The sequence below is a fragment of the Limnochorda sp. LNt genome (genome assembly GCF_035593265.1).
Lineage (GTDB): Bacteria > Bacillota > Limnochordia > Limnochordales > Geochordaceae > Geochorda > Geochorda subterranea.
The window spans coordinates 1591060-1614163 of the sequence record NZ_CP141614.1; the positions used below are offsets into that span (position 1 = coordinate 1591060).

Annotated in this window: 24 protein-coding genes and 2 pseudogenes; all 26 read right to left on the bottom strand. The window is 71.9% G+C overall.

Annotation, left to right across the window (positions count from 1 at the left end):
• Positions 1-5: 5 nt before the first annotated feature.
• A pseudogene (truB, locus tag VLY81_RS07485) lies at positions 6-698 on the bottom strand (tRNA pseudouridine(55) synthase TruB); the annotation flags it as partial.
• Between the two features lie 22 nt (positions 699-720).
• On the bottom strand, positions 721-1764 hold the full coding sequence (locus tag VLY81_RS07490) for a DHH family phosphoesterase (RefSeq protein WP_324667543.1): 1044 nt from the start codon (positions 1762-1764) through the stop codon (positions 721-723).
• On the bottom strand, positions 1761-2132 hold the full coding sequence (rbfA, locus tag VLY81_RS07495; protein WP_324667544.1) for a 30S ribosome-binding factor RbfA: 372 nt from the start codon (positions 2130-2132) through the stop codon (positions 1761-1763). The genes VLY81_RS07490 and rbfA overlap by 4 nt, the downstream gene beginning before the upstream one ends.
• A gap of 21 nt (positions 2133-2153) precedes the next feature.
• Positions 2154-2438 carry a DUF503 domain-containing protein gene (locus VLY81_RS07500; protein WP_324667545.1) on the bottom strand — a complete coding sequence of 95 codons (285 nt, stop codon included), beginning with the start codon at positions 2436-2438 and terminating at the stop codon, positions 2154-2156.
• Between the two features lie 38 nt (positions 2439-2476).
• Positions 2477-4279, bottom strand: a pseudogene (gene infB / locus VLY81_RS07505) (translation initiation factor IF-2); the annotation flags it as partial.
• A 46-nt stretch (positions 4280-4325) separates the two neighbouring features.
• Positions 4326-5111 carry a translation initiation factor IF-2 N-terminal domain-containing protein gene (locus VLY81_RS07510; RefSeq protein ID WP_324667547.1) on the bottom strand — a complete coding sequence of 262 codons (786 nt, stop codon included), beginning with the start codon at positions 5109-5111 and terminating at the stop codon, positions 4326-4328.
• Positions 5108-5464: a L7Ae/L30e/S12e/Gadd45 family ribosomal protein gene (locus VLY81_RS07515; protein WP_324667548.1), complete on the bottom strand. Its 357-nt coding sequence runs from the start codon at positions 5462-5464 to the stop codon at positions 5108-5110. Before VLY81_RS07515 ends, VLY81_RS07510 begins: the two co-directional genes overlap by 4 nt.
• 2 nt (positions 5465-5466) lie before the next feature.
• Positions 5467-5745, bottom strand: a complete 279-nt coding sequence (gene rnpM / locus VLY81_RS07520) for an RNase P modulator RnpM (RefSeq protein ID WP_324667549.1) — start codon at positions 5743-5745, stop codon at positions 5467-5469.
• A gap of 36 nt (positions 5746-5781) precedes the next feature.
• Positions 5782-7740 (bottom strand): transcription termination factor NusA, encoded by a 1959-nt coding sequence (nusA, locus tag VLY81_RS07525; protein WP_324667550.1) that lies wholly within the window; start codon positions 7738-7740, stop codon positions 5782-5784.
• Positions 7737-8219 carry a ribosome maturation factor RimP gene (rimP, locus tag VLY81_RS07530; protein WP_324667551.1) on the bottom strand — a complete coding sequence of 161 codons (483 nt, stop codon included), beginning with the start codon at positions 8217-8219 and terminating at the stop codon, positions 7737-7739. Before rimP ends, nusA begins: the two co-directional genes overlap by 4 nt.
• 133 nt (positions 8220-8352) lie before the next feature.
• A complete protein-coding gene (locus VLY81_RS07535; protein ID WP_324667552.1) occupies positions 8353-10083 on the bottom strand; it encodes a proline--tRNA ligase in 1731 nt (576 codons plus the stop codon).
• Positions 10084-10123: 40 nt separating this feature from the next.
• A complete protein-coding gene (locus tag VLY81_RS07540; RefSeq protein WP_324667553.1) occupies positions 10124-11155 on the bottom strand; it encodes a M50 family metallopeptidase in 1032 nt (343 codons plus the stop codon).
• A 31-nt stretch (positions 11156-11186) separates the two neighbouring features.
• Positions 11187-12005, bottom strand: coding sequence for a phosphatidate cytidylyltransferase (locus tag VLY81_RS07545; protein ID WP_324667554.1), 819 nt, complete (start codon positions 12003-12005; stop codon positions 11187-11189).
• A gap of 3 nt (positions 12006-12008) precedes the next feature.
• Entirely contained in the window at positions 12009-12863 is an 855-nt protein-coding gene (gene uppS, locus VLY81_RS07550) for an undecaprenyl pyrophosphate synthase (RefSeq protein ID WP_324667555.1), read from the bottom strand.
• Positions 12856-13173, bottom strand: a complete 318-nt coding sequence (locus VLY81_RS07555) for a hypothetical protein (protein ID WP_324667556.1) — start codon at positions 13171-13173, stop codon at positions 12856-12858. Before VLY81_RS07555 ends, uppS begins: the two co-directional genes overlap by 8 nt.
• Positions 13174-13181: 8 nt before the next feature.
• Complete coding sequence (frr, locus tag VLY81_RS07560) at positions 13182-13703, bottom strand: ribosome recycling factor (protein WP_405001352.1); 522 nt, start codon at positions 13701-13703, stop codon at positions 13182-13184.
• Positions 13704-13737: 34 nt separating this feature from the next.
• Positions 13738-14478 carry a UMP kinase gene (gene pyrH / locus VLY81_RS07565; RefSeq protein WP_324667558.1) on the bottom strand — a complete coding sequence of 247 codons (741 nt, stop codon included), beginning with the start codon at positions 14476-14478 and terminating at the stop codon, positions 13738-13740.
• A 74-nt stretch (positions 14479-14552) separates the two neighbouring features.
• Complete coding sequence (gene tsf / locus VLY81_RS07570; RefSeq protein ID WP_324667559.1) at positions 14553-15509, bottom strand: translation elongation factor Ts; 957 nt, start codon at positions 15507-15509, stop codon at positions 14553-14555.
• 158 nt (positions 15510-15667) lie between these two features.
• Positions 15668-16507, bottom strand: a complete 840-nt coding sequence (rpsB, locus tag VLY81_RS07575) for a 30S ribosomal protein S2 (protein WP_324667560.1) — start codon at positions 16505-16507, stop codon at positions 15668-15670.
• A 171-nt stretch (positions 16508-16678) separates the two neighbouring features.
• Positions 16679-17113 (bottom strand): hypothetical protein, encoded by a 435-nt coding sequence (locus tag VLY81_RS07580; protein WP_324667561.1) that lies wholly within the window; start codon positions 17111-17113, stop codon positions 16679-16681.
• 13 nt (positions 17114-17126) lie between these two features.
• The gene (locus VLY81_RS07585) at positions 17127-17471 is read right to left on the bottom strand and encodes a hypothetical protein (RefSeq protein WP_324667562.1); all 345 of its coding nucleotides are present in this window, start codon (positions 17469-17471) and stop codon (positions 17127-17129) included.
• A gap of 32 nt (positions 17472-17503) precedes the next feature.
• On the bottom strand, positions 17504-18295 hold the full coding sequence (gene whiG / locus VLY81_RS07590; protein ID WP_324667563.1) for an RNA polymerase sigma factor WhiG: 792 nt from the start codon (positions 18293-18295) through the stop codon (positions 17504-17506).
• Between the two features lie 9 nt (positions 18296-18304).
• Complete coding sequence (locus tag VLY81_RS07595) at positions 18305-18988, bottom strand: flagellar brake protein (RefSeq protein WP_324667564.1); 684 nt, start codon at positions 18986-18988, stop codon at positions 18305-18307.
• Between the two features lie 21 nt (positions 18989-19009).
• Entirely contained in the window at positions 19010-19939 is a 930-nt protein-coding gene (locus VLY81_RS07600) for a MinD/ParA family protein (protein WP_324667565.1), read from the bottom strand.
• A complete protein-coding gene (locus VLY81_RS07605; RefSeq protein ID WP_324670365.1) occupies positions 19936-21036 on the bottom strand; it encodes a flagellar biosynthesis protein FlhF in 1101 nt (366 codons plus the stop codon). The genes VLY81_RS07600 and VLY81_RS07605 overlap by 4 nt, the downstream gene beginning before the upstream one ends.
• Positions 21026-23101 carry a flagellar biosynthesis protein FlhA gene (gene flhA, locus VLY81_RS07610; RefSeq protein WP_324667566.1) on the bottom strand — a complete coding sequence of 692 codons (2076 nt, stop codon included), beginning with the start codon at positions 23099-23101 and terminating at the stop codon, positions 21026-21028. Before flhA ends, VLY81_RS07605 begins: the two co-directional genes overlap by 11 nt.
• Between the last annotated feature and the right edge of the window lie 3 nt (positions 23102-23104).

Below are 23104 nucleotides of genomic sequence, written 5' to 3' on the forward strand. Positions count from 1 at the left end.
GCGTCGACCGGCAGGACGTACTCGGAGAGGCGGCGCTGGGCGCTGGCCTCGTCGAGCTCCTCCAGGGTGACGCTCTCCTCGATGCGAAGCGGGCCGACCCCGGTGCGCACCAGGAAGCCGAGGTGCGCACCACAGCCCAGGCGAGCGCCTGCGTCGGCGCAAAGCGTGCGTACGTACGTGCCCGAGCTGCAGGTGACGTCGAAGAGGACCCGGGCCCCCAGCGTCGCGGACGGCGCATCCGACGGCCAGACGGAGACGATCTGCAGGTCGTAGACCTCCACGGTGCGAGAGGGGCGGTCCTCCACCTCGATCCCCTCGCGGGCCAGCTCGTAGAGCCGGCGCCCCCGGTAGTGCACCGCCGAGGTCATCGGAGGCCTCTGGGTGATGGTGCCGATGAGCGAGGCCAGCGCCGCGTCCACCTCGCTCCAGGGGATCTCGAAGGGCTCGGCCACGGCGATGGTCCGTCCCGAGGCGTCTTGCGTATCGGTCTCCACGCCCAGCACCATCTCGGCCCGATAGCGCTTCTCGCCGTCTTGGAGGTGACGCACGAACCGCGTCGCATGCCCGGTGCAGACCACCAGCACCCCGGCGGCTCCGGGGTCCAGCGTACCGGCATGTCCCACACGGCGCAGGCCCGTCAGCCTGCGCAGCACGTTGACCACGTCGTGGGAGGTCATGCCGGGCGGCTTGAGGACGTTGAAGAGCCCGTCCGTGGCCGGCTCACTCCTCCCCGGTGCCGCATGACGTGCCGGCGCCCTCGCCGGCCATGACCTCCCGTTGCACGGCCTGGCGGCACGCCTGCACGAGACGTTCGATGGCCTGCTCGAGGCTGCCCGTCAGGGTGCACCCCGCCGCCCGCACGTGCCCGCCCCCGCCGAAGGCGCGGGCGATGGCAGCGACGTCGACGAACCGCTGGGAGCGCAGGCTGACCCTGACGACGCCCGGCTCGGTCTCCTTGAAGAGCAGCGCTACCTCGACGCCTTCGACCATGCGGGGATACTGCGCCAGGCCTTCGACCTCCGACGCGAGGAGGCCGGCCTCGACGGCATCCTCGTGGCGCACCCACATCCAGGCCACCTTGCCGTCCTCGGTGCGCTCCAGCCGGGAGAGGAGCCGACCCAGGAGCTTCATGTAAGCCCAGGAGCGGGTGTCGTAGATGCGGGTCGCCATCTCGTGGGGCTCGACCCCCGTGGCCACCAGGGCCGAGGCCAGGGCCAGCGTGCGCGCGGTGGTGTTGGCGTAGCGAAACGAGCCCGTGTCCGTCAGGATGGCGGCGTACAGACACGCCGCGATCTCGGGGGTGACGGGCACGCCGAGCGCCCGCACCAGGTAGAAGACCAGCTCGCCCGTCGCCGCCGCGGCCGGCTCCACCAGGGCTGCGTCGGCGCCTCCGCGGTTGGTGTCGTGATGGTCCAGGTTGAGGCGCAAGGCGGCCCGCTCGACCAGGGCCCAGGCCTGCCCCAGTCGCTCCGGCGCGATCTCGGTGTCGAGCACGGCCACCGCATCGGGCCGCAACCACTCGGGCGCTCCCACCACCAAGCGGTCGTGGCCGGGCAGGAAGGCCCAGTAAGGCGAGCCGGGGTCCGGCGTGACGGGCCAGCTCGTCTTGCCCGCGGCCGCGAGCGCCAGGTGCAGGGCCAGCACGGAGCCGATGCTGTCGAGGTCGGGGTTGACGTGGCCCAGCACCGCGATCCGGTCGGCGCCCCGCAGCGCCTCCACCAGCGGCCCCAGGCGCCGCTCGACCTCGGGCCAGGCGAGGCTCACCGGGCCTCGTCCTCCCCCTTGGCCGCTCGCTCGCGGCGCAGCTGCTGCAGGATGGTCATGACCCGAGCGCCCCGCTCCACCGAAGGGTCGAACTGGAAGGTGATCTCCGGCGTATGGCGCAGCCGGATGCGTTGCCCCGCCTCGGTCCGCACGTAGCCCCGGGCCTGATCGAGCACCTCCAGGGTGCGACGGCGGTCCTCCTCGGTACCCAGCACGCTCACGTACACCTTGACGTGGCGCAGATCCTCGGAGACGTCCACGTCCGTGACGGTGACGAACCCCAGACGCGGATCCTTCATGCGGCGCAGGATGTCGCTGACCTCCCGCCGGTACTCCTCCCGGAGCCGTTGGACCCGCAGCCTGACCATGGCCGCTCCGCCCTCTCCGCCTCAGCAGTAAAAGGATATCTCGAAGCGGGTCACCTGGGCCTGGTCGTCGCGCTCCACCAGACGACGGGCCTGCTCCATCACCGCCCGTGCCTGGGCCTCCGTCTGGGCCACGCAGGCCACGACCACCCGAGCCCGCTGCCATGTCGAGGGCTGGTCCATCTCGACCACGGAGACGTTGAGGCGGGCCCGGAGCCGGTCCACCAGGGCTCGGACGACACGGCGCCGGTCCTTGAGCGACTGGCTGCCCTCGATCCAGATGTCGGCCGTCGCCACGGCCACCACCATGGCCGTCGCCGCCCCGCGCCCGCCTCGAGCGTCCGCCTTTACGCGCCGCCCCGGTTGCCCGCCGTCACCTGCGCGGCCGGGCTCACCTCGGCCAGCTCGTAGAACTCCAGGACGTCGCCCTCCTTGACGTCGTTGAAGCGGTCGATGCCGATGCCGCACTCGTAGCCGGAGGCGACCTCCCGGACATCCTCCTTGAATCGCTTGAGCGAGGCGATCTTGCCCTCGTGCACCACGACGTTGTCGCGCAGGACCCGCACGCTGGCGTTGCGATTGGCCCGTCCCTCGACGACGTAGCAGCCCGCCACGACCCCGACGCCAGGCACCTTGAAGGTGCGCCGCACCTCGGCGCGGCCCAGCACCCGCTCTTCGATGCGAGGCTTGAGCAAGCCCTGCATGGCCGCCTTGACGTCGTCGACGACCTCGTAGATGATGCGGTAGGTCCGCACGTCGATCTGCTCTCGCTCGGCCGCCCGACGGGCGTTGGCGTCGGGCCGTACGTTGAAGCCGATGATGACCGCGCCCGAGCTGGCGGCCAGGTTGACGTCGGCCTCGCTGATGGCGCCCACGGCGGCGTGGATGACGTTGACCCGCACCTGGTCGCCCGACAGCTGCTCGAGAGCCTGCTGCAAGGCCTCCAGGGAGCCCTGCACGTCGGCCTTGAGCACGATGTGGAGGTCTCGGGCCTCGCCCTCCGCCGCCATGCGGCTCAGCGACTCCAGGGTCATCCGGGCCGTCGGGCGCAGCTGCTCAGCGCGTTGCCGTTGGGCACGCTCCTCGGCGATGCGGCGGGCTGTCTCCTCGTCCGGCGTCACCATCAGGAGATCCCCCGGCTGGGGTACGTCCTGCAGCCCCAGTACCACGATGGGCGTGGAGGGGCCCGCCTCCTGCCGCTGCTGGCCCTTGTCGTCCATCAGGGCCCGGACCCGCCCCGGCACGGCCCCCACGATGACGGGGTCGCCGACCTTGAGGACCCCCTCCTTGATCAGGACCGTGGCGACGGGCCCCCGGCCCCGGTCTAGCTGCGCCTCGACGACGATGCCGCTGGCAGGCCGGTCGACAGGGGCCCTGAGCTCCCGCAGGTCGGCCACCAGCAGGATCATCTCCAGCAGCTCGTCGATGCCCTCCTTGCGCAGGGCCGAGACCGGCACCATCACCGTCTCGCCGCCCCACTCCTCCGGCACCAGCCCGTGCTCCGAGAGCTGCTGCTTGACGCGGTCCGGGTTGGCGGTCGGCTTGTCGATCTTGTTGATGGCCACGATGATGGGCACCTCGGCCGCCCTGGCATGGTTGATGGCCTCGATCGTCTGCGGCATCACCCCGTCGTCGGCTGCCACCACCAGCACCGCGATGTCGGTCACCTGGGCGCCTCTGGCCCGCATGGCCGTGAAGGCCTCGTGGCCCGGGGTGTCCAGGAACGTGATGAGCCGACCCTGGGTCTCGACCTGATAGGCGCCGATGTGCTGCGTGATGCCGCCGTACTCCTGGGCGGCCACCCGGGTTTGTCGGATCACGTCGAGCAGCGTGGTCTTGCCGTGGTCGACGTGGCCCATGATGGTGACGACCGGGGGACGCGGCACCAGCTGGGCCGGCTGCCTGGCCGCCTGCTGGAGCTCCTCCAGGAAGCGCTCCTCGCTGCTCTTGGGCCGCTGCACCGTGAAGCCGAAGCGCTCGGCCACCGCGGCCGCCACCTCGAAGGGAATCTCCTGGGTGATGGTGGCCATCACGTTTTGCCGCATCAACTGCTTGATCAGCTCCGCGGCCGAGACGCCCAGCCGCGAGGCGAGGTCCCGGACGACGATGCGCTGGGGCAGCTCCACCGTGCCGCCCCGTGTCTGCGCGGGCGGAGGCGATGCCGGTCTCGGCGCGGGGCGTCCGTGCCGTCCGGAGTCACGCCGGTCGGGCCGCTCCCCTCGCGCGCCACCTCGGCCGGGCGACCGATCCTGCCGCGGCTTGCCGCCCGGCGCCGATGCGGAGCGAGGTGATGGCGGGCGCGCTGGCCCGGCAGCCGGACGCGCCGGAGCGGTGGGAGCCTTGGCCGCTGCCTGCGCCGGCCTGGCGCCCGCTCCGCCCGGGCGCGCAGCGGCTGCACCCGCTGCCGACGCCTGTTTGCCGGACGGGCGAGGGCAGCGCCCGCCGCCGGCTTCTGGGAGGGCGCGCGGCTGGCGCGCCACCGGTGCGGCCGGCGTGGCCGGACGTCCCGCCGCCGGGGTGGGGCGTCCGGCGGTCGGGGTCACCGCCACCGGCGCGGCCTGCGCGGGCGCCTGCTGGGACGCCGCAGGCGCCTGGGATGGGCCAGAGCCGGCTTGGGGCGGCGACCCGGGGCTCGCCGGCCGATGGGCCGGTGGCCGTCAGCGGGCGCCGCTCAGCGGGTCGCGGGTGCCGGGGCGGCCCGGCCGCCGGAGGCGCCGCTGGCGCCGGGCTCTGCGCGGCGGGCGTCGGCTCCTGGGTGGCAGGTGATGGGCCCTCCCGCCGTATCCGGCCCACGAGCCGGGCACCGCCCGGCGCGACTCCGCTGCCCTTGCCGAAGTGCTGGCGCGCCAGCTCCTCCTTGTCCAGCTCGACCATGCTCAGGGTCGACGATGCGGCGCTGCCCCGGCCCTGGAGGAAGGTCAGGAGGATCCGGGCATCCACGTTGAGCTCCTTGGCCAGCTCGTAGACTCGCAACTTCTTCACGGTACATCACTCCTGCACTCGCTAGGCCGGCGACCGCGCGCATCCTCGACGCACTCGTTCACCGAAGCCAGAAAGTTTTGGGCCATCGCCCGATCGAGGATGGCCACCACGCCCGGCTGGCCCGGAGCGCCCAGGGCCCGGGCCAGCCGCCGCATGTCACCCCACAGCACCACGGGCACGCCGTGCCGCGGCGCCACTCTCGCCCAGTGGCGCTTGGCTGCATCGGAGGCATCCTGGGCCACCACCAGGGCCGCGGCCCGACGGTCGCGCAGCGCCTGTCGGCAGGCGACGCGCCCGACGGCGATCCGCCCCGCCCGCCGGGCCAGCCCCAACCAGGCATCGGGAGAGGCCACCGCTACCCCTGTCCGTCCCCTCCCCCGGCGGCCAGCCGCTCCAGCTGTCGGGCCAACTCCTCCCACACCTCGTCGTGGATGGGGTGCTCCAGGGCCCGCTGCAGCTGGCCGCCCTTTCGAGCCGCCTGCAGGCACTCGGGTCTCGGGCAGATATACGCCCCTCGTCCCGATCGCTTACCCGTCGGGTCGAACACCACGGTGCCCTCGGGCGTCCGGACGATGCGTAACAGCTCGCGCTTGGGCCGCTCCTGCCGGCACCCGACGCAGGTGCGGATGGGCACCCGACGCGGCCTGGCCCCCCCCTTGGCCACCGCTCCTCAGCGTCCCCTCCGCTGAGGGCCCGTCGAGGTCGGGCGGCTGAAGCCGAAGTCCTCGGGCGACAGGTCCGCCAGGCTCTTGAGCACCTTGCGCGGCTTCTTGTTGCCCGTCGCCTCGGGCTCGGCCCCGGCACCGGGCGACGGCGAACGCGGGTGCTCGTCAGCCTTGGGTGCCGGGCGGGACGCCTGCTCCCTGGTCGGCTCCTGGCGAGCCGGAGGCTGCTCGGCCTGGCCGGCCTCGGACTTGCCCGGCTCGGATGCGGCCGACGCCGGTCGGGCGTCACCGCCACGGCCCGCCTCGCGGCCCGGCGGCTCCGGCGCCTTGGGCGATGGAGCCGCCGGCGTCTCCTCCGCCTTGGCCGGGGTCTCCAGCGTGCGCGCCACCGCGAAGAGGGGCACCGACAGGGTCTCCTCCCGAGCCGGCGACCGGGTCGGGGTCGGCGCGGCCGCAGCCGGCGCCTCCTCCTCGCCCTCGAAGAGGCTCGGCAGGGAGTCGGACTCCTCCAGCTCCTCCTCGATGTGGCGGCGCTCCAGCCGCTTGGCGCCCTTCATCCGCCGCACCTTGCCGACGCCTTTGGCCTTCTTGGCCCGCTCGGGCTCCTCTTCCTCGTCCGCGATCGCGTCGGCCGGCGGCTCCAGATCGGCCTCCGTGGGCTCCCAGACCTCCTCCGGCTCGGCCTCGACGGGCTCGGTCGGGGCCGGTGCGGGCGCATCGACCTCGACGGGGGTCGCGACCTGGGCCGCCGGGCCAGCCGCCTGCGCGACCGGCTCCTCGACGGACTCGGCGCTCGCCGGGGCCTCCGCCCCCGGCACGACCGCGCCCTCCGTCGCGCCCTCACCCGCCGGCGTCGGCTGCGCCGCCTGGGGCAGCGCGAACTGCCGGTCCAGCCACTCGCGCCGCTTCTCCTCGAACTCTCGCTGCACCTCGGCCCATTGGGACTCGCCCTTGATGTCGATGCGCCATCCCGTCAGCCGCGCGGCCAGGCGGGCGTTTTGACCCTCCTTGCCGATGGCCAGCGACAGCTCCTTCTCCGGCACGATGACCCGTGCCGAGCGCTCCACCGGGTCCAGGTAGGCCTTGAGGACCCGGGCGGGTTGAAGCGCGTTGGCGATGAAGAGCTCGGGGTCCGGATCCCAGGCGATGACGTCGACCTTCTCCTGACGCAGCTCCTTGACCACCTGCTGCACCCGCGCGCCGCGCGGGCCCACGCAGGCGCCGACCGGATCGACGTTGCGGTCCGTGGACCAGACGGCGATCTTGGAGCGGTGACCGGGCTCTCGTGCCCAGGCCCGGATCTCGACGACGCCATCGTGGATCTCGGGGACCTCGAGCTCGAACAGGCGCTTGAGCAGCCCCGGATGGCTGCGCGACAGCACCAGCTGCGGCCCCTTGGCCGTCTTGTTGACCTCCAGGAGATAGAACTTCATGCGCACGCCGGGGGCGTAGCGCTCCGTCGACACCTGCTCCGACGGCGGCAGCACGGCCTCGGCCCGCCCCAGATCCACGTAGACGGTGCGGTGCTCGATGCGCCGGATGATGCCCGTCAGGATGTCGCCCTGGCGGCTGTGATACTCCTCGTAGATGCGGTTGCGCTCCGCCTCGCGGATGCGCTGCACGACGACCTGCTTGGCGGTCTGGGCCGCGATGCGACCCAGGTCCGGCAGCGTCAACTCCACCTCGACCACGTCGTCGACCTCGAAGCGCGGGTTGATGCGCTGGGCTTCCTCCAGCGAGATCTCGCTGGCGGGGTCCGTCACCTTCTCGACGACGGCCTTGCGCGAGAAGACCCGTACCCGCCCGCTCTTCTCGTCGACGTCCACCCGCAGGTTTTGGTGCGGCTGCGCCGACTTGCGGAAGGCGGACTCGATGGCGTCCTCGATGGCCTTCAAGAGGACCTCTCGCGAGATGCCCCGCTCCTTCTCCAGCTCGTTGAGCGCGCCCATCAGCTCGAGATTCATCGCTCAAACGCCCCCTGCCAGCGAACCCGCAGCCTGGCCTTGCTGATGCCCTCCAGGGGAAGCTCGACCGTCGAGCCGTCCTCCAGCCGCAGGCGCACCCGGTCGACCTCGACCCCCAAGAGGGTCCCGGTCCAGTGCCGCCGCCCCTGGACAGGCCCGAAGGTGTGGATCTCCGCCTCCCGCCCGGCGAACCGCCGGAAGTCGTCGGCCTTGCGCAACGGCCGCTCGATCCCGGGCGACGAGACCTCGAGGCGATACGGCCCTGGAATGGGATCGAGACGGTCCAGCGCCGCGGAGAGGGGCTGGCTCACCGCCTGGCAGTCGTCGACGCTGACGCCGCCCGGCTTGTCGATGTAAACGCGCAGCACCCTCCCACCGGGCCCCGTCTCGTACTCCACGTCTACGATCTCGAAGCCGAGCGGCCTGGCGACCGCCTCCGCCTCGGCCATCACCATCGACTCGACGGCTCTCGGGCGCATCCCGGCTCTTACCCCCAACAGAACGAAAGAGTGGGGGGAACCCACTCTTTCGCCCGCACGAACCGTACCTGCGCTTACGTCGCCGATTATAACACCTTCCGGCGTCGCCACGCAACGCCGCCGGCGCGATCGCTCAAGGCTCGAGGGCCGCGAGGTCCTCGCGCAGCCACTGCTCCACCAATGCGGCGGCTCCATCGACCCCCACGGGGACGTCCTGGCCGTCCCGGCGACGGCGCGCCTCGACCTCGCCCGAGGCGGCCAGTCGGCTGCCCACCGTGATCCGGTAGGGGAAGCCCATCAGGTCGGCGTCGTTGAACTTGACGCCGGGGCGCTCGTCTCGGTCGTCGAGCAGCACCTCCACCCCGCGCTCGGCCAGCTCGCGGTAGATCCGCTCCGCCGCCTGGGCCTGGCCGGCGTCACGGCTGTTGACCGCCACCACGATGGCGTGATACGGGGCCACCGTCACGGGCCAGATGATGCCGCGCTCGTCGTGGTGCTGCTCGATGACGGCCGCCATGGTCCGGGTGATGCCGATCCCGTAGCAGCCCATCACCACCGGCTTCTCCTTGCCATCCTCGTCGAGGAAGGTGGCGCCCAGGGCCTCACTGTACTTGGTGTGCAGCTTGAAGATCTGCCCCACCTCGATGCCGGCCGAGGTCTCGAGCGTGCCCCCGCACCGCGGGCAGGCGTCGCCCGGCTCGGCCACCCGCACGTCGGCCACCCGCGTCGGCCGAAAGTCACGCCCGGGTACCACGTGGATCAGGTGGGCGTCGGCGGCGTTGGCTCCCGTCACCGCGTCGGCGACGGCCATGGCCCACGGATCGGCCACCACCTCCATCCCTTCGAGCCCCACGGGGCCGACGTAGCCGGCCGGCGCGCCCGTGCGCCGCTCGATGAGCTCGGGCGGCGCCGCCTCGATGCGGGAGGTGCCGAAGAGGCGCCCCAGCTTGACCTCGTTGAGGCGGTGGTCGCCCCGCACGACGACGGCCACCGGCTGGCCGTCCACCAGGTAGATGAGCGTCTTCAAGACCCGTTCGGCTGCCACGCCGAGGAAGGCCGTCAGCTCGTCGATGGTGCGCACGGCGGGGGTGGCCACCCGCTCCGCCGGCGGGACCGGCTTCTCGGATCCCGCAGCATGGGGCGGCGGGGCGACGGGCGCCCGCTCCACGTTGGCGGCATAGTCGCAACGGCGGCAGTAGACCACCTGGGCCTCCCCGATGGGCGAGAGCACCATGAACTCGTGGGTGACGTCCCCTCCGATGGCGCCCGGGTCCGCCTCCACCGCCCGGGTCTGCAGGCCGCAGCGGCGAAACGCCCGCACGTAGGCCTCGTGCATCTTCTGATAGCTGATCTCCAGCCCTGCCTCGTCCCGGTCGAAAGAGTAGAGATCCTTCATGATGAACTCCCGGCCCCGGATCACCCCGAAGCGCGGGCGGATCTCGTCACGGTACTTGTTTTGGATCTGGTAGAGCATGAGGGGCAGCTGGCGGTAGGAGCGCACCTCGGCCTTGACCAGCGCCGTGATGATCTCCTCGTGGGTCGGCCCCAGGCAAAACTCCCGCCCGTGCCGGTCCCGCAGCCGAAACATCTCCGGGCCGTACTCCTGCCAGCGGCCGGTGGCCAGCCATAGCTCCGCCGGCTGCACGATGGGCAGCTGCAGCTCCTGCGCGCCGGCGCGGTCCATCTCCTGGCGCACGATCTCGGAGATCTTGCGGATGACGCGAAAAGCCAGGGGCATGTAGGTGTAGATGCCGGCGGAGACCTTGCGGATCAGCCCCGCTCGCAGCATCAACCGGTGGCTGTCGCTCTCGGCCTCGGCCGGCTGCTCCCGTAGAGTGGGGGCGAGAAGGGCGGACATGCGCATGGCGGCGGGCCTTCCCCTTCCGTGGCAGCGTGCCTGACGCTCAACCGAGCCGTCGCAGGTCGAGGTAGGTGGCCAGCAGCATCAGGGCCAGCAGCAACATGAGGCCCAACACCTGCGCGGCCGACTGCAACCGGGGCTCCAAGGGGCGCCGTCGGATCCACTCCAACAGCAAGAAGAGCAGCCAGCCACCGTCGAGCACGGGCAGCGGCAGCAGGTTGATGAGCCCCAGGTTGACGTTGAGCACGGCCGCCAGCCCGACGAGGCTATAAGCGCCGCGGCTGGCCGCCTCCTGCACCATGGAGTAGATGCCGACGGGGCCGGCCACGTTGAGGGCCTCCCGGCCCCCCAGCATCCGCGCCACGACCCGGATGATCTCGCCTGTCGAGTCTACCATTTCCACGAAGCCGCCGTAAAGGGCGGCCGGCAGCGGGCGCGGCCCGTGCATCCGTACTCCGAGGTAGCCTCCCGGCCGGTCGGCTTCCATCCGGACCGGCAGTAGATGGACCTGCCCGTCGCGTTGGACCCAGACGTCCAGGGTCTGGCCGGGCCGCGCATCCAGGACGGAGCGCACCACCCGGGTCGCCGTCGGCGTCGACAGCTCCCCGATGCGTACCACCCTGTCGCCCGGCCGGATGCCGGCCAGGGCCGCGGGGCTGCCGGGATCGACCCGCTCCACCACCGGGGGTACGAAGAGCATGGCGAAGAGGATGCCGGCCAGCGCGAAGTTCATGAAGGGGCCGGCTGCTATGGTGGCCATCCGCTGCCACAGCGGACGGTTGTGGAAGCGTCGGGGATCGCCGGGCGCCAGGCGGGGCTCCTCACCCGCCTCGTCGCCGCCCTCGAGAGGGGAGGACTCCATCCCCTCGAGCCGCACGAAGCCTCCCAGCGGCAACAGCCGCACCGAGTAGGCCGTCAGCCCTCGCTGGATGCGGGCCACCACCGGCCCAAAGCCGATCGCGAACTCCCGCACCATCACGCCCGAGGCACGCGCCACCAGGAAGTGCCCCAACTCGTGAAAGAGCACGATGGTGCCGAAGACCACCACGAAGGCGAGCAAACCCGACAGCGTCACGCTCCCGCACTCCTCGCCCGATGGCTCTGCCTCACGGCCTGCTCACCAAGAGCGTCCACAGGTAGGCCGCGAGGCCCGTCACCAGCGCACTGTCCATCCGATCCAGGATACCCCCGTGGCCCGGCAAGAGCCAGCCCGAGTCCTTGACGTTGGCGTCGCGCTTGAGGGCCGACTCGGCCAGGTCCCCCAGCTCGGCGGCCAGCGCCACCACCACGCCCAGGCCCAGGGTCCACCATGCGGGCAGGCCCAATGCGAGGCTGCCCACCCCGACCACGGTGCCCACCCCGCCCGCCAGCCCACCCACCGCCCCCTCGACGGTCTTGCCGGGCGAGACCCTCGGCAACAGGCGGCGCCGGCCCATCAGCTTGCCGGTGGAGTACGCGAGGACGTCGGTACCCCACGTACCGAGCAGGGCTAGCAGGGCGTGGTGCCACCCATCCGGGCCGGGGGAGCGCAGCAACCACCAGAAGCCCATCAGGACGCCCACGTAGGAGAAGGCGAAGACCGCCGCCGACGCCTCCAGCAGCACGCTGGCGCCCCGAGCCCATGCACGTAAGGCCGCGTAGGCGAAGGCCGTCGTCGGCAGCAAGAGCCCCACCAGGGCCACCCACCGGGTGGCCGCGAGGCTCTCCAGGGCCGGCGCCATCAAGAAGCCCGCCAGCCCGGCGCAGATCAGGACGTCTCGCTGCGGCTGGCCCGCTCCCTTGGCCACGAAGAGGTCGCCGAGCTCGAGCGCGCCCCAGACGGCGATGGCGGCCAGGATGGCGCCCCACCAGGCGCCGCCCCGCCACAGGGCCCCCAACATGAGCGGCGCGCCGATCAATGCCGTCAGGAGTCGCCAGCGAAACACCGGCTAGACCTTCCCGAACCGGCGGTGGCGCCGCTGGTAGTCGACGATGGCTTGCAGGAGGTGGATCCGCCGGAAGTCGGGCCAGAAGACGGGCGTGACCCACAGCTCCGCGTAGGCCAGCTGCCACAGCAGGAAGTTGCTGACGCGAAACTCCCCGCCCGTACGGATCAGGAGGTCCGGATCCGGCAGCTCGGCGGTGTAGAGGTGGCGGGCGAAGAGCGACTCGTCGATCTCCTCGGGGCGGATCCGACCCGCAGAGGCCTCCTCGGCGAGGCGTCGGGCCGCGTCGACGATCTCGGCCCGTCCGCCGTAGTTGAGCGCGACGTTGAGCACCATGTGGCGGTTGAACCGGGTGCGGGCCTCGGCCTCGCGCACCTGGCGCACCACCTCGGCAGGCAACGGGTCGAGGCGCCCGATGACCTGCACCCGGATGCCTGCCTCGTCCAGCTCGTCGATCTCCTGGTGCAGCACCTCGACCAGCAGCTCCATCAGCGTCTGGACCTCCGAGGCCGGGCGCTGCCAGTTCTCCGTGGAGAAGGCGTAGACGGTCAGCACCTCCACGCCCAGCTTGGCGCACGTGCGCACCGCCTCGCGCAGGCTCTTGACGCCGGCCCGGTGCCCCGCGGTCCGGTGCAGCCCGCGGCGAAGGGCCCAGCGCCCGTTGCCGTCCATGATGATGGCCACGTGGCGCGGGATGCGTGCCGGGTCCAGCTCGGCCAGGACGCGCTGCTCGTCTCGCCGTGTCAGCATCCACGGCCACGACGCCTCGGCCAGGCGCATCCAGAGGCGATCCGCCAGGCGGTTGAGCAGGCGGGGGGCACGGGCACCCGAGAAGCCCCCCGCACGCCCCTCACCCATCCTCCTGGCCCCCGTCGTCGGCCGCCGCGTCGCCGGCGTCCCCGGCCGGGTAAGCAGCGGGATCGCGCCGCTCCCAGTACTCCCGGACGCAGATGAGCTGCAACGCGTCGCCGCCCAGTGGCCTGCAGGCGACGACCCGCACCGCGCCCTTCTCGCCACGAGGCCGAGGAGGCGCGGTGAAGCGCAGGGTGGTGCGCCACCTCGCGAGCCGCTTGAGCGCGACGCTCAGCTCGAGCCCGATCACGTCGGGCAGCGCCGACGACCGGCCCGCGCGCCCGTCCCTGGCGGGGGGGCGCTCGCCCGGACGCAAGGGGTGCCTCAGACCTCCATGATCTCCTTCTCTTTGGCGGCCAGCAGCTGATCGATCTCCTGGATGTAGCGGTCCGTCAGCTGCTGGACCTGCTGCTGGGCCCGGCGGGACTCGTCCTCGGCGATGAGCTTGTTCTTCTCCCAGCGCTTGAGCTCGTCGTTGACCTCCCGCCGGATGTTGCGAACCGCCACGCGCCGCTCCTCGGCCTCCTTGCGCACCACCTTGACCAGCTGCTGGCGCCGCTCCTCGGTCAGCTGGGGCAACACCAGCCGCACCACGGTGCCGTCGCTGGTGGGCGTCACGCCGAGGTCCGACTTGAGGATGGCCTTCTCGACCTCCTTGACCAGCGATCGGTCCCAGGGCTGCACCACCAGCATGCGAGGCTCGGGGGCCGAGATGGAGGCGACCTGGTTGAGCGGCACGGGCGTGCCGTGGTACTCCACCACGATGCGCTCCAAGAGCGCGGGCGTCGCCCTGCCGGTGCGGACCGTCGCCAGCTCCTTGCGTGTGGTCTGCAGCACCGTCTTCATCCGCTCGTCGGCCTCGTGAAGCAGCGCCTTGACATCACCCTCCGCGGCCACTGACACCACCTCCGCCCACCGTGGTCCCGACCCGCTCGCCCATGGCGGCCCGGACGATGTTGTCCGGGTCTCCGATGTCGAAGACGATGATGGGGATCTGGTTCTCCATGCAGAGCGACGTCGCGGTCGGGTCCATGACGCCGAGCCCTCGCTGGAGCACCTCGAAGTGCGTGAGCTGGTCGAGGCGCCGGGCATGGGGATCCTTCTTGGGATCGGCGGTGTAGACCCCATCCACCCCGCGCTTGCCCATCAGGATCACGTCCGCCTCGATCTCGGCCGCTCGCAACGCCGCCGCCGTGTCCGTCGAGAAGAACGGGTTACCGGTGCCCGCCGCGAAGATGACCACCCGGCCCTTCTCCAGGTGCCGGATGGCGCGCCGACGGATGTAGGGCTCCGCCACCTGGCGCATTTCGATGGCCGACTGCACCCGGGTGGCCACGCCCATGCGCTCGAGCACCTCTTGCAGCGCCAGTGCATTGATGGTGGTGGCCAGCATCCCCATGTAGTCCGCGGTGCTCCGGTCCATGCCGCGGGTGGCGGCCGCCGCCCCGCGCCAGATGTTGCCGCCGCCCACCACCACGGCCACCTGGACGCCCAGCTGGGTCAGGCGCAGGATGGCGGAGCTGAGACTCTCGACCACCTTGAGGTCGATGCCGAAGTCACGGTCACCGGCCATGGCCTCGCCGCTGAGCTTGAGCACGACGCGTCGGTACGGGGTACTCATGGCCACCTCACAGCCACGCCGGGTCTGGTGGAGCACTTACGCCCCCGACCCGGCCACCTCCTTGCTGCGCCCGCTCACGCCTCCTGCGTGTCGCCGGCCAGCTGCTCGGCCCGCTCGAAGCGGGCGAACCGCCGGACCTCGAGCTGCACCCCCAGAGGCTCGAGCGCCTGTCGTACGTGGCGGCCCACCTGGACGTTGGGGTCCCGGATGAAGGGCTGCTCGAGCAGGCAGACCTCCTGGTAGAACTTGTCGAGCCGGCCCTCCACGATGCGGTCTACGACCTTCTCCGGCTTGCCCTCGTTGAGGGCCGCGCTGCGGTAGATCTGGCGCTTACGCTCGCGCACCGCCTCGGGCACCTGGGTGCGCTCCACGTACTCGGCGCGGTAGGCCGCCACCTGCATCGCCAGATCCTTGAGCACCTGCCGGACCTCGGGGCGCTCGGCGGCCTCCGACGGTTGTACCACGGCCTCCAGCAGCACGCCGATGCGGCCGTCGCCGTGGATGTAGCTCTCCACCGCCCCGCGCGTGGCGAAGACCGCGTAGCGGCGCAAGCGGACCCGCTCGCCCAGGCGCGCCGCCGTCTCCATCAGCACCTCACGAGCCGGCTTGCCCTCGCCCTCGACGGGCTGCGCCAGGAGTCCCTCGACCCGCTCCAGCGAGGTCTCTCCACGGGGGTCGCGATGGGCCTCGCCGCCCGCCTCGGCCAGATCCTCGCCCAGCCGGGCCGCATGCCGTGCGAGCCGCTCGACCAGCGCCCGGAAGTCGTCGGTGCGCGCCACGAAGTCGGTCTCGCAGTTGACTTCGACCAGGGCGGCCCGCCCGGTCGCGGGGTCGACGTGGGCGGCCACCAGTCCCTCCAGCGCCGCGCGGGTGGCCCGCTTGGCGGCCTGAGCCAGCCCCTTCTCCCGCAGGATGCGGAGGGCCCCCTCCTCGTCGCCTCCTGCCTGCTCGAGGGCTCGCTTGACGTCCATCATCCCGGCTCCGGTCCGCTCGCGCAGGGCCCGGATCCTCTCGACGGTGATCTCAGCCACGACCGTTGCCTGCCCTTCCATCGAGGCGCAGACGGCCTTGCGGTCCATGACAGCGGTGCGGAAGCCTCTCCGCGCTGCCGCACCGCCAGGCCGGACGCTCGGGCCGGCCGCCTGACCCGTGCTTCCCAGGCGCCACGCCGCAGGGCCCCGGCGGGCCATCAGCGGGCAGCGCCGCGCTCCATCTCGTGGGCCAGTTCTTCTGACATCTCCTCGTCGTCCGAGTCCGGGGCCTCCGTCTCCTCGACCGGAGCGGTCGAGGCATCGGCAGCCGCCGTCCCGTCCGTAGACGACGCCTCGCCAGCGGCGGGGCCCTCCTGGCCCTCGCGGGCCTCCAGCACCGCGTCGGCGATCTTGTGGGTGATGAGGCGCACGGCCCGGATGGCGTCGTCGTTGCCGGGGATCACGTAGTCGATCTCATCGGGGTCGCAGTTGGTGTCGACGATGGCGATGACCTTGATCCCCAGCTTGCGTGCCTCACGGACCGCGTTGTTCTCCTTGCGGGGATCGATGACGAACAGGGCACGCGGCAGCTGATGCATGCCCCGGATGCCGGAGAGGAAGCGCTCGAGCTTCTCCTTCTCCTTGCGGAGCTTGATCACTTCCTTCTTCGGCAGGCGCTCGAACAACCCGTCCGTCTCCATCTTCTCGAGCTCTTCGAGTCGGCGAAGACGGCTCTTGAGGGTGTTGAAGTTGGTCAGGGTGCCGCCCAGCCAGCGCTGGTTGACGTAAAACATGCCGCAGCGCTGGGCCTCTTCGCGCACGGTCTCCTGTGCCTGCTTCTTGGTGCCCACGAAGAGGATGGTGCCACCGTCGGCCACCAGCTCCTTGACGAAGCGGTAGGCCTCCTCCAGCTTGCGGACGGTCTCCTGCAGGTCGATGATGTAGATCCCGTTGCGCTCGGTGTAGATGTAGCGAGCCATCTTCGGGTTCCACCGGCGGGTCTGGTGCCCGAAGTGGACGCCTGCCTCGAGGAGCTGCTTCATGGAGATGACCGCCATGCCCGAATCACCTCCTCCCTGGCGCGCGGTTAAGCCTCCGCCGCCTCATCCCCAGGGGAACCCCGGCTCGGCCCGGCGCACGGGCCTGCCCCTAGGCACCGCCCCTGAGTCACGGTCGGCGTGCGAGATGTCAAACGCCGGGCGGTAGTATATCACAGGCCCGGAGGCGGCTCAATGCGAAGGGGACTCGCCTCGCCCCGCCCAGCCGGCCATCTGCGCGACCCGCTCCAGGAGGCGGATCTCGCCGACCGGCCGTCCCGTCCGTCGGGCGACCTCCTCGGGGTCGAGCCCCTGGCGCAGCAGGGCGACGGCCTCTCCCAGCTCGGGCCGGACGTGCGCGGGCCCAGCGGCTCGCCGGCCGTCGGCCCCGCCGGAGGCGGGCTCGAGGGACCGGAGCCGACGCCGGGGCGAGGCCGGAGCCCGCGACAGGAGCTCCCGGTAGCCGCTCACCAGCGTCGCAAACGAGGCGCTGTCGTCCGCCGGGCCCCGATGGGGGCCGGGCGGGCCCCATACCTCGAGGCGCCGCACGCGCCGGTTTAGCCGCCAGAGCCCTGCCGCCAGCGCCACCAGGGCCGCGACCTGGAGCCCCTCCCACCAGCCCGGCATGGTACGCCTCCCCCTAGGCCCGCACGTCCACGTTTTGGCCGAGACCGGGCACGACAGGGCCGGTGGGGGGACGGGGCTCCTGGGCCGTACGTCGGGCAGCCGGCTTGCCCGCCCCGGCCGCCTCCCGCTCACCCCGGCGCCGGCGTCGCGGCTCCTCGTCGGTGGCGTCCCGCACACGCCGCGGATCGGCATGCTCCACCTGCCGCACCTGGCGGGTCGCTGCCTCGGTCCGCTGCCGCTGCTGGTCGGCCGCGGCCGTCGCCTGTAGCTGGAGCTGGCGTTGCGACGCCTCCTGGACCCGGGAGGCCTCCTGGGTCCGGGGCAGGATCGTCTGAAGGTCGACCTGCCGCATCGACACGGTGCTCTACCCCACCGCGGCCGGGCCTGCGCTCAGCCGTGAGCGGCCAGGTAGGCCCGGAGCCTCAAGATGGCCTTGGTGTGGATCTGGCAGACCCGCGACTCCGTGACGCCCAGCACCCGCCCGATCTCCTTGAGGGTCAGTCCGTCGTGGTAGTACAGCGCCACTACCAGGCGCTCCCGCTCCGGGAGGCGGTCGATGGCCTCCGCCACCAGGCGTCGGAGCTCCCGCTCCTCCAGGCTCTCCTCCGGGCCGGGCGCCGCCGAGTCGCTGACGGTCTCCAACAACCGGAGCTGGCTCTCCTCCTCGGGATCGGCCACCCACACCTCGTCCAGCGAGACCAGCGAGGCGCCCGAGAGCTCGGCCAGCAGCCGGTCGTACTCCTGCACCGTCATGCCCAGCGCCTGGGCCACCTCGTCGTCGCTGGCGGCCCGCCCCAGGTGGCTCTCCAGGCGCACCAGCTCCTTCTCCAGCGCACGGGCCTTCTGGCGCACGGAGCGGGGCACCCAGTCCGCCGAGCGCAAGCCGTCGATGATGGCCCCCCGGATCCGGGCGGCCGCGTACGTCTCGAACTTGACGCCCCGCTCGAAGTCGTAACGCTCCACCGCCTCCACCAGGCCGAAGACGCCGTAGCTGACCAGGTCGTCGAACTCCACGTGGGGCGGCAGCATCACCGCCAGGCGCCCCGCCACGTACTTGACCAGGGGGGCGTACTCCAGGATCAGCTGCTCCCGCAGCTCGGGAGCCCGGCTCTTCTTGTAGCGCCTCCACAGGCGCAGGAGCCTGGGGGACATGTCGGGCGCCGCTGCTTCGGCTCGTTGCATCGCCATCGTCTAGATCAGTCCCATTCGCCGCATCTCTGCCTGGCGTCGCAGGACGAAACCGATGAGCCGGTCCCGGTCGGCCTCCGCGATCTGCAGAAACTTGAGCGCCACCGACCAGCTGGAGCCCGCCTCGGCATCGGACTCCCCGGCGGGCTGGACCCGGACCACCTCGGCTACCGCTCCCACCCGGCGCTGGGGCAGCTCGATGACCACCTCGAGCAGCCGGCCCATCTCGATGGGCTGGCGGGTGTGCAGCATGAGCCCGCCACCGCCCAGGTCGCGGCTCTCGGCCGCGACCCACCGGGCGGGTTGCTGGCCGGGTGTGCGCAGGGGCCGGTACCGCACGGGCACCATGGCCGTGGCGCGCGTCCACTCGCGAAGCTGCACCCGCTCCCATCGCGGTCGGGCGACCACCAGCACGGGTACCCGGCCCTCGTCGGTGCGGCCGACGACGGTGGTGTGCCCAACGTAGTGCGCCCCGCGAGCGGGGTCGGCCTTGCGCACGTGCACGAGGACCGGCGTGCCGTCAGAGACGCGCACCCTGGCCCCCTCCCTCACGGGCGCGGCCAGGGAGAGGTGGCCCTGCTCGTCGATGAGCTCGACGCGGCTGCGGTAGCGGCCTTTGGCCGGGCCCTCGGGGACCTCGATCTCGACGAGATCGTTGACGTCCACCGGCACCGGTTCGGATGACAAAACGAGATCCCCCCTCTCCTCTCAACGCATCCGACGCAGCATCCGGCTCACGATGCCGCTCAGTCCCGGGCGCTGCGGCTGCTCGGGAAGGTCCATCAGCCGCCAGGCCAGTTGCCGGATCGCCCGGGAGGCCGGGCTGTCGGGCCGGCGCAGCAGCAGGGGCGTCTGCTCGGCGACGGCCAGCGCCACCGCGCCATCGTAGGGGACGATGCCCAACGTGACGATCTCGACGCCCAGGAAGCGCCCCACCACGGTTTGCAGGCGGCGAACCACCCGTTGGCCCTCGTCGCGCCTTCTGTCCATGTTGACGGCGAGGAAGAGCCGCGGCGCCACGTCGCGACCGGTCGAGCGGCTCTGGACCAGCGTCTTGATGAGTCCATAGGCGTTGGTGATGGAGGTCGGCTCCGGCGTCGCCACCACCAGCACCTCGGGAGAGGCCTCCAAGAACGCCATCACCTGGGGACCGATGCCGGCCCCCGTATCGACCACGACGACGTCCGCCAGACGGTCCAGCTGCCTCAGCTCCCGAAGCACCTGCCACAGCCGCGCCTCGTCGAGGGCCGCCAGGTCCGCCAGGCCCGAAGCCCCGGGGAGCACCAGCACCCCCTTGGGCCCCGGGCACAGCGCCTGCTCGAGCGAGCAGACCCCCCGGATCACGTGGCCGATGTGGTAGCGCGGCATCAGGCCCAGCACGACGTCGACGTTGGCCATCCCCAGATCGGCATCGACGAGGGCGACCCGCAGACCCAGCTCCCCCAGGGCCAGCGCCAGGTTGACGGCCAGCACCGTCTTGCCGACGCCGCCCTTGCCGCTGGTCACCGTGAGGGTCCGGGCCAGGCGCCAGCTCGACGGCCCCGGCCCTGGGACCGGGTCCGGGCCGCTCCATGTCGATGACGCCATCTGGCGCAGCGGCGCCGCCTGGTCGGCGATGCGCCCGGCAGGTCCCGTCATGCTCTGGCTCCCCCTTCGGCGCCGGGCTTGGGGAGCGCCCCCGGTTCGAGCAGCCAGCGGGCCACCGTCTCGCCATCGGCCAGCTCGACGTCGTCGGGCACCATCTGGCCCGTGGCGATGTAGGCCAGGGGGGCCTGAGCCCACCTGGGGGCGTTGAGCAAGGCGCCCCGGCGGCGGGTCTCGTCCACCTTGGTCACCACGACTCCCCCGATCGGCACCGTCCGATAGGCCCCCACCAACTCCCGGAGGTCGGCCTGACGCACGCCGGCCGGCACCACCAGCAAGACGACGGCTTGGGGCGGCAAGGCGCGGGCGAGGGCCTCGGTCCTGGCCATCCGCTCGTTGTCGCCCGGGTTGTGGCCGGCCGTGTCGATGAGCACCAGGTCGTGGGTGGCCGACTGGGCCACGGCTTGCAACTCCTTGACGTCGTTGGCCACCCACAGCGGCAGCCCCACGAGGTCGGCGTAGGTGCGCAGCTGCTGGATGGCGCCGATGCGGAACGTGTCGGTGGTCACCAGGGCCACCCGCCAGCCCCCGACCAATGCGAAGTTGGCCGCCAGCTTGGCGAGCGTCGTGGTCTTGCCGGTGCCGGTCGGCCCCACCAGCATCACGAAGCGCGGCCGGGCCTGCCGCTCCCACAGGGGCATGGTCGGGACCGCTGCCCCCACCTGGGCGGCGACGGCCTCGGCCATGGGCCGACCGGTGGCCCGAGCGACCCGCTCGGCTCGCTCGACGATCTCCCAGGCCAGGGAGGCTTCGACGTCGCGTTGGACCAGCCGCTCGAACCACTCGGCCCGCGAGGAGCCGTCCTCCCCCGCCCGCGCCTGCGGGAGCGGGAGCCTGGCCTGCGGGGCGTCGCCCGCAGGAGCCGGGCGCGACAGCTCCCTTTGGGGAGCAGGCGCGGCGACCATGCTGGGGCGGTCAGGAGGCGACGGGCCGTCCAGGGCCGCGATCACCTCGAACGACGCCTTGCCCCACCGCCGCCACCAGGGCCGGACCCGACGGGTCTCGACGATGAGGGCCCCATCCCCCATCTCCGCTCGCACCTTCGCCAGGGCCTCCCGGATGCTGGGGGCCGTGTAGCGCCTAAGAAGCATCGGCAAGCTCCACCACCCCCTCGCCGGCCACCTGGGCACCCGGCGTCACCTCGGCGAAGGAGATGACGGGCAGGCGCGGCAGCGAGCGCTCGATGAGGCGACGCAGGTAGCGCCGCACCGACGGCGAGCAGAGCACCACGGCCCGCCGCCCTCGAGCGGCCGCCGCCTCCTGCAGCCGGCCCAGCTCCCGGACGAGCCGGCTCACGAAGTCGGGCTCCAGTGGCGCCGCGGGCGAGGCGGCCAGCTCCTCGAGCTTGCGTTCCAGGCCGGGGCTCAGCGTGATGACGGGGATGACACCGTCGTCGTCGCCGTACAGGCGGGAGATGTGACGGGCCAGTGCCATGCGCACCCGCTCCGTCAGGGTGTCGGGGTCCCGGCTCTCCCGGGCGGCGTCGGCCAGGGCCTCCAGGATGGTGACCAGATCCCGGATGGGCACGCCTTCCTGCAGGAGGTTCTGCAGCACCTTCTGGACCTCGCCGACCGTCAGCAATTCCGGAATCAGCTCCTCCACCACGGCCGAGTGGGTGGTCTTGACGTGGTCCAACAGCTGCCGGGTCTCCTGCCGCCCCAGCAGCTCGGCCGCGTGGCGGTGCAGCAGCTCGCTCAGGTGGGTGGCCAGCACCGACGGGGCGTCGACGACCGTGCAGCCCAGCAGTTCGGCCTGCTCCCGCTGCTCCTGGGCGATCCAAACCGCGGGCAGGCCGAAGGCCGGCTCGCGCGTGCGCACGCCGCTCAGCCTCTCCAACCCCTCGCCGGCATCCATGGCCAGCAGGTGGTGCGGCATCAGCTCGCCCCGCCCCACCTCCACGCCCCGCAGCTTGATGACGTAGACGTTGGGCTTGAGCTGCACGTTGTCGCGGATGCGGATGGGCGGCACCACCAGCCCCAGCTCCAGCGCCACCTGCCGGCGCACCATCGTGATCCGGTCCAGCAGCTCGGCCCCATGGGCCTGATCCACCAGGGGGATGAGGCTGTAGCCGATCTCGAGCTCGACGGGGTCGGTCTGGAGCAGGCTCATGACCGACTCCGGCCGCTTGGCCTCCTCCCGCTCTCGCTCGATGGCGGCCAGCCGCTCCCGCTCGGCCGCCTGGCGTTGATACTGCGCCAGCAGGTAGGAGGCCCCCGCCGAGGCCCCCGCCAGCACCAGGAAAGGCAGCGTGGGCAAGCCGGGCACCAGACCCAGCGCGACCAGGATGCCGGCGGCTGCCCCCAGGGTGCGGGGCTGGCTGAAGAGCTGGCGGGTCAGGTCCTGGCCCATGTTCTGCTCGGAGGCCGCGCGGGTGACGATGAGGCCCGTCGCCGTCGAGACCAGCAGGGCCGGGATCTGGGTGACGAGGCCGTCGCCCACGGTCAGCAGGGTGTAACGCTGCATCGCCTCGCCCATCTCGAGGCCCCGCTGCAACACGCCCACCCCGAGGCCGCCGAGGATGTTGATGAGGGTGATGACGACGCTGGCGATGGCGTCGCCCTTGACGAACTTGCTGGCGCCGTCCATCGCCCCGTAGAAGTCCGCCTCCCGCTCGATGCTCTGGCGGCGGGCCCGGGCCTCCTGCTCGGTGATGAGGCCCGCGTTGAGGTCGGCGTCGATGCTCATCTGCTTGCCGGGCATGGCGTCGAGGGTGAAGCGTGCCGCCACCTCGGCCACGCGCTCGGCGCCCCGGGTGATGACGATGAACTGGATGACCACCAGGATCAGGAAGATGATGAAGCCGACCAGGTAGTTGCCACCCACGACGAAGTGGCCGAAAGCCTCGATGATGCGCCCGGCGTAGCCGCGCAGCAGGATGAGCCGGGTCGACGAGATGTTGAGGGCCAGCCGAAACAGGGTGACCACCAGCAACAGCGACGGGAAGACGGAAAACTGCAGGGGATCGCGGACGTTCATCGTCAGCAGCAGCACCAGCAGCGACACGGTGATGTTGGTGGCCAGCAGCACGTCGAGGAGCATGGGGGGCATGGGGATCACCATCATCATGACGATCCCCACCACCGCCACGAAGACCACCGCGTCGCTGTGGCGCACGGCTCGCGCCATCCCGGCCAGGCCTCGCTGCCCTGCCGCCATCTA

What these genes read in the sequence shown, in the direction of transcription:
- rbfA (WP_324667544.1), bottom strand. Translation starts at nt 2,132, where the DNA reads ATGGTCAGGCTGCGGGTCCAACGGCTCCGGGAGGAGTACCGGCGGGAG.
- VLY81_RS07500 (WP_324667545.1), bottom strand. Translation starts at nt 2,438, where the DNA reads ATGGTGGTGGCCGTGGCGACGGCCGACATCTGGATCGAGGGCAGCCAG.
- nusA (WP_324667550.1), bottom strand. Translation starts at nt 7,740, where the DNA reads ATGAATCTCGAGCTGATGGGCGCGCTCAACGAGCTGGAGAAGGAGCGG.
- rimP (WP_324667551.1), bottom strand. Translation starts at nt 8,219, where the DNA reads ATGCGCCCGAGAGCCGTCGAGTCGATGGTGATGGCCGAGGCGGAGGCG.
- VLY81_RS07535 (WP_324667552.1), bottom strand. Translation starts at nt 10,083, where the DNA reads ATGCGCATGTCCGCCCTTCTCGCCCCCACTCTACGGGAGCAGCCGGCC.
- uppS (WP_324667555.1), bottom strand. Translation starts at nt 12,863, where the DNA reads ATGGGTGAGGGGCGTGCGGGGGGCTTCTCGGGTGCCCGTGCCCCCCGC.
- frr (WP_405001352.1), bottom strand. Translation starts at nt 13,703, where the DNA reads ATGAAGACGGTGCTGCAGACCACACGCAAGGAGCTGGCGACGGTCCGC.
- pyrH (WP_324667558.1), bottom strand. Translation starts at nt 14,478, where the DNA reads ATGAGTACCCCGTACCGACGCGTCGTGCTCAAGCTCAGCGGCGAGGCC.
- rpsB (WP_324667560.1), bottom strand. Translation starts at nt 16,507, where the DNA reads ATGGCGGTCATCTCCATGAAGCAGCTCCTCGAGGCAGGCGTCCACTTC.
- VLY81_RS07580 (WP_324667561.1), bottom strand. Translation starts at nt 17,113, where the DNA reads ATGCCGGGCTGGTGGGAGGGGCTCCAGGTCGCGGCCCTGGTGGCGCTG.
- whiG (WP_324667563.1), bottom strand. Translation starts at nt 18,295, where the DNA reads ATGCAACGAGCCGAAGCAGCGGCGCCCGACATGTCCCCCAGGCTCCTG.
- VLY81_RS07600 (WP_324667565.1), bottom strand. Translation starts at nt 19,939, where the DNA reads ATGACGGGACCTGCCGGGCGCATCGCCGACCAGGCGGCGCCGCTGCGC.
- VLY81_RS07605 (WP_324670365.1), bottom strand. Translation starts at nt 21,036, where the DNA reads ATGCTTCTTAGGCGCTACACGGCCCCCAGCATCCGGGAGGCCCTGGCG.
- flhA (WP_324667566.1), bottom strand. Translation starts at nt 23,101, where the DNA reads ATGGCGGCAGGGCAGCGAGGCCTGGCCGGGATGGCGCGAGCCGTGCGC.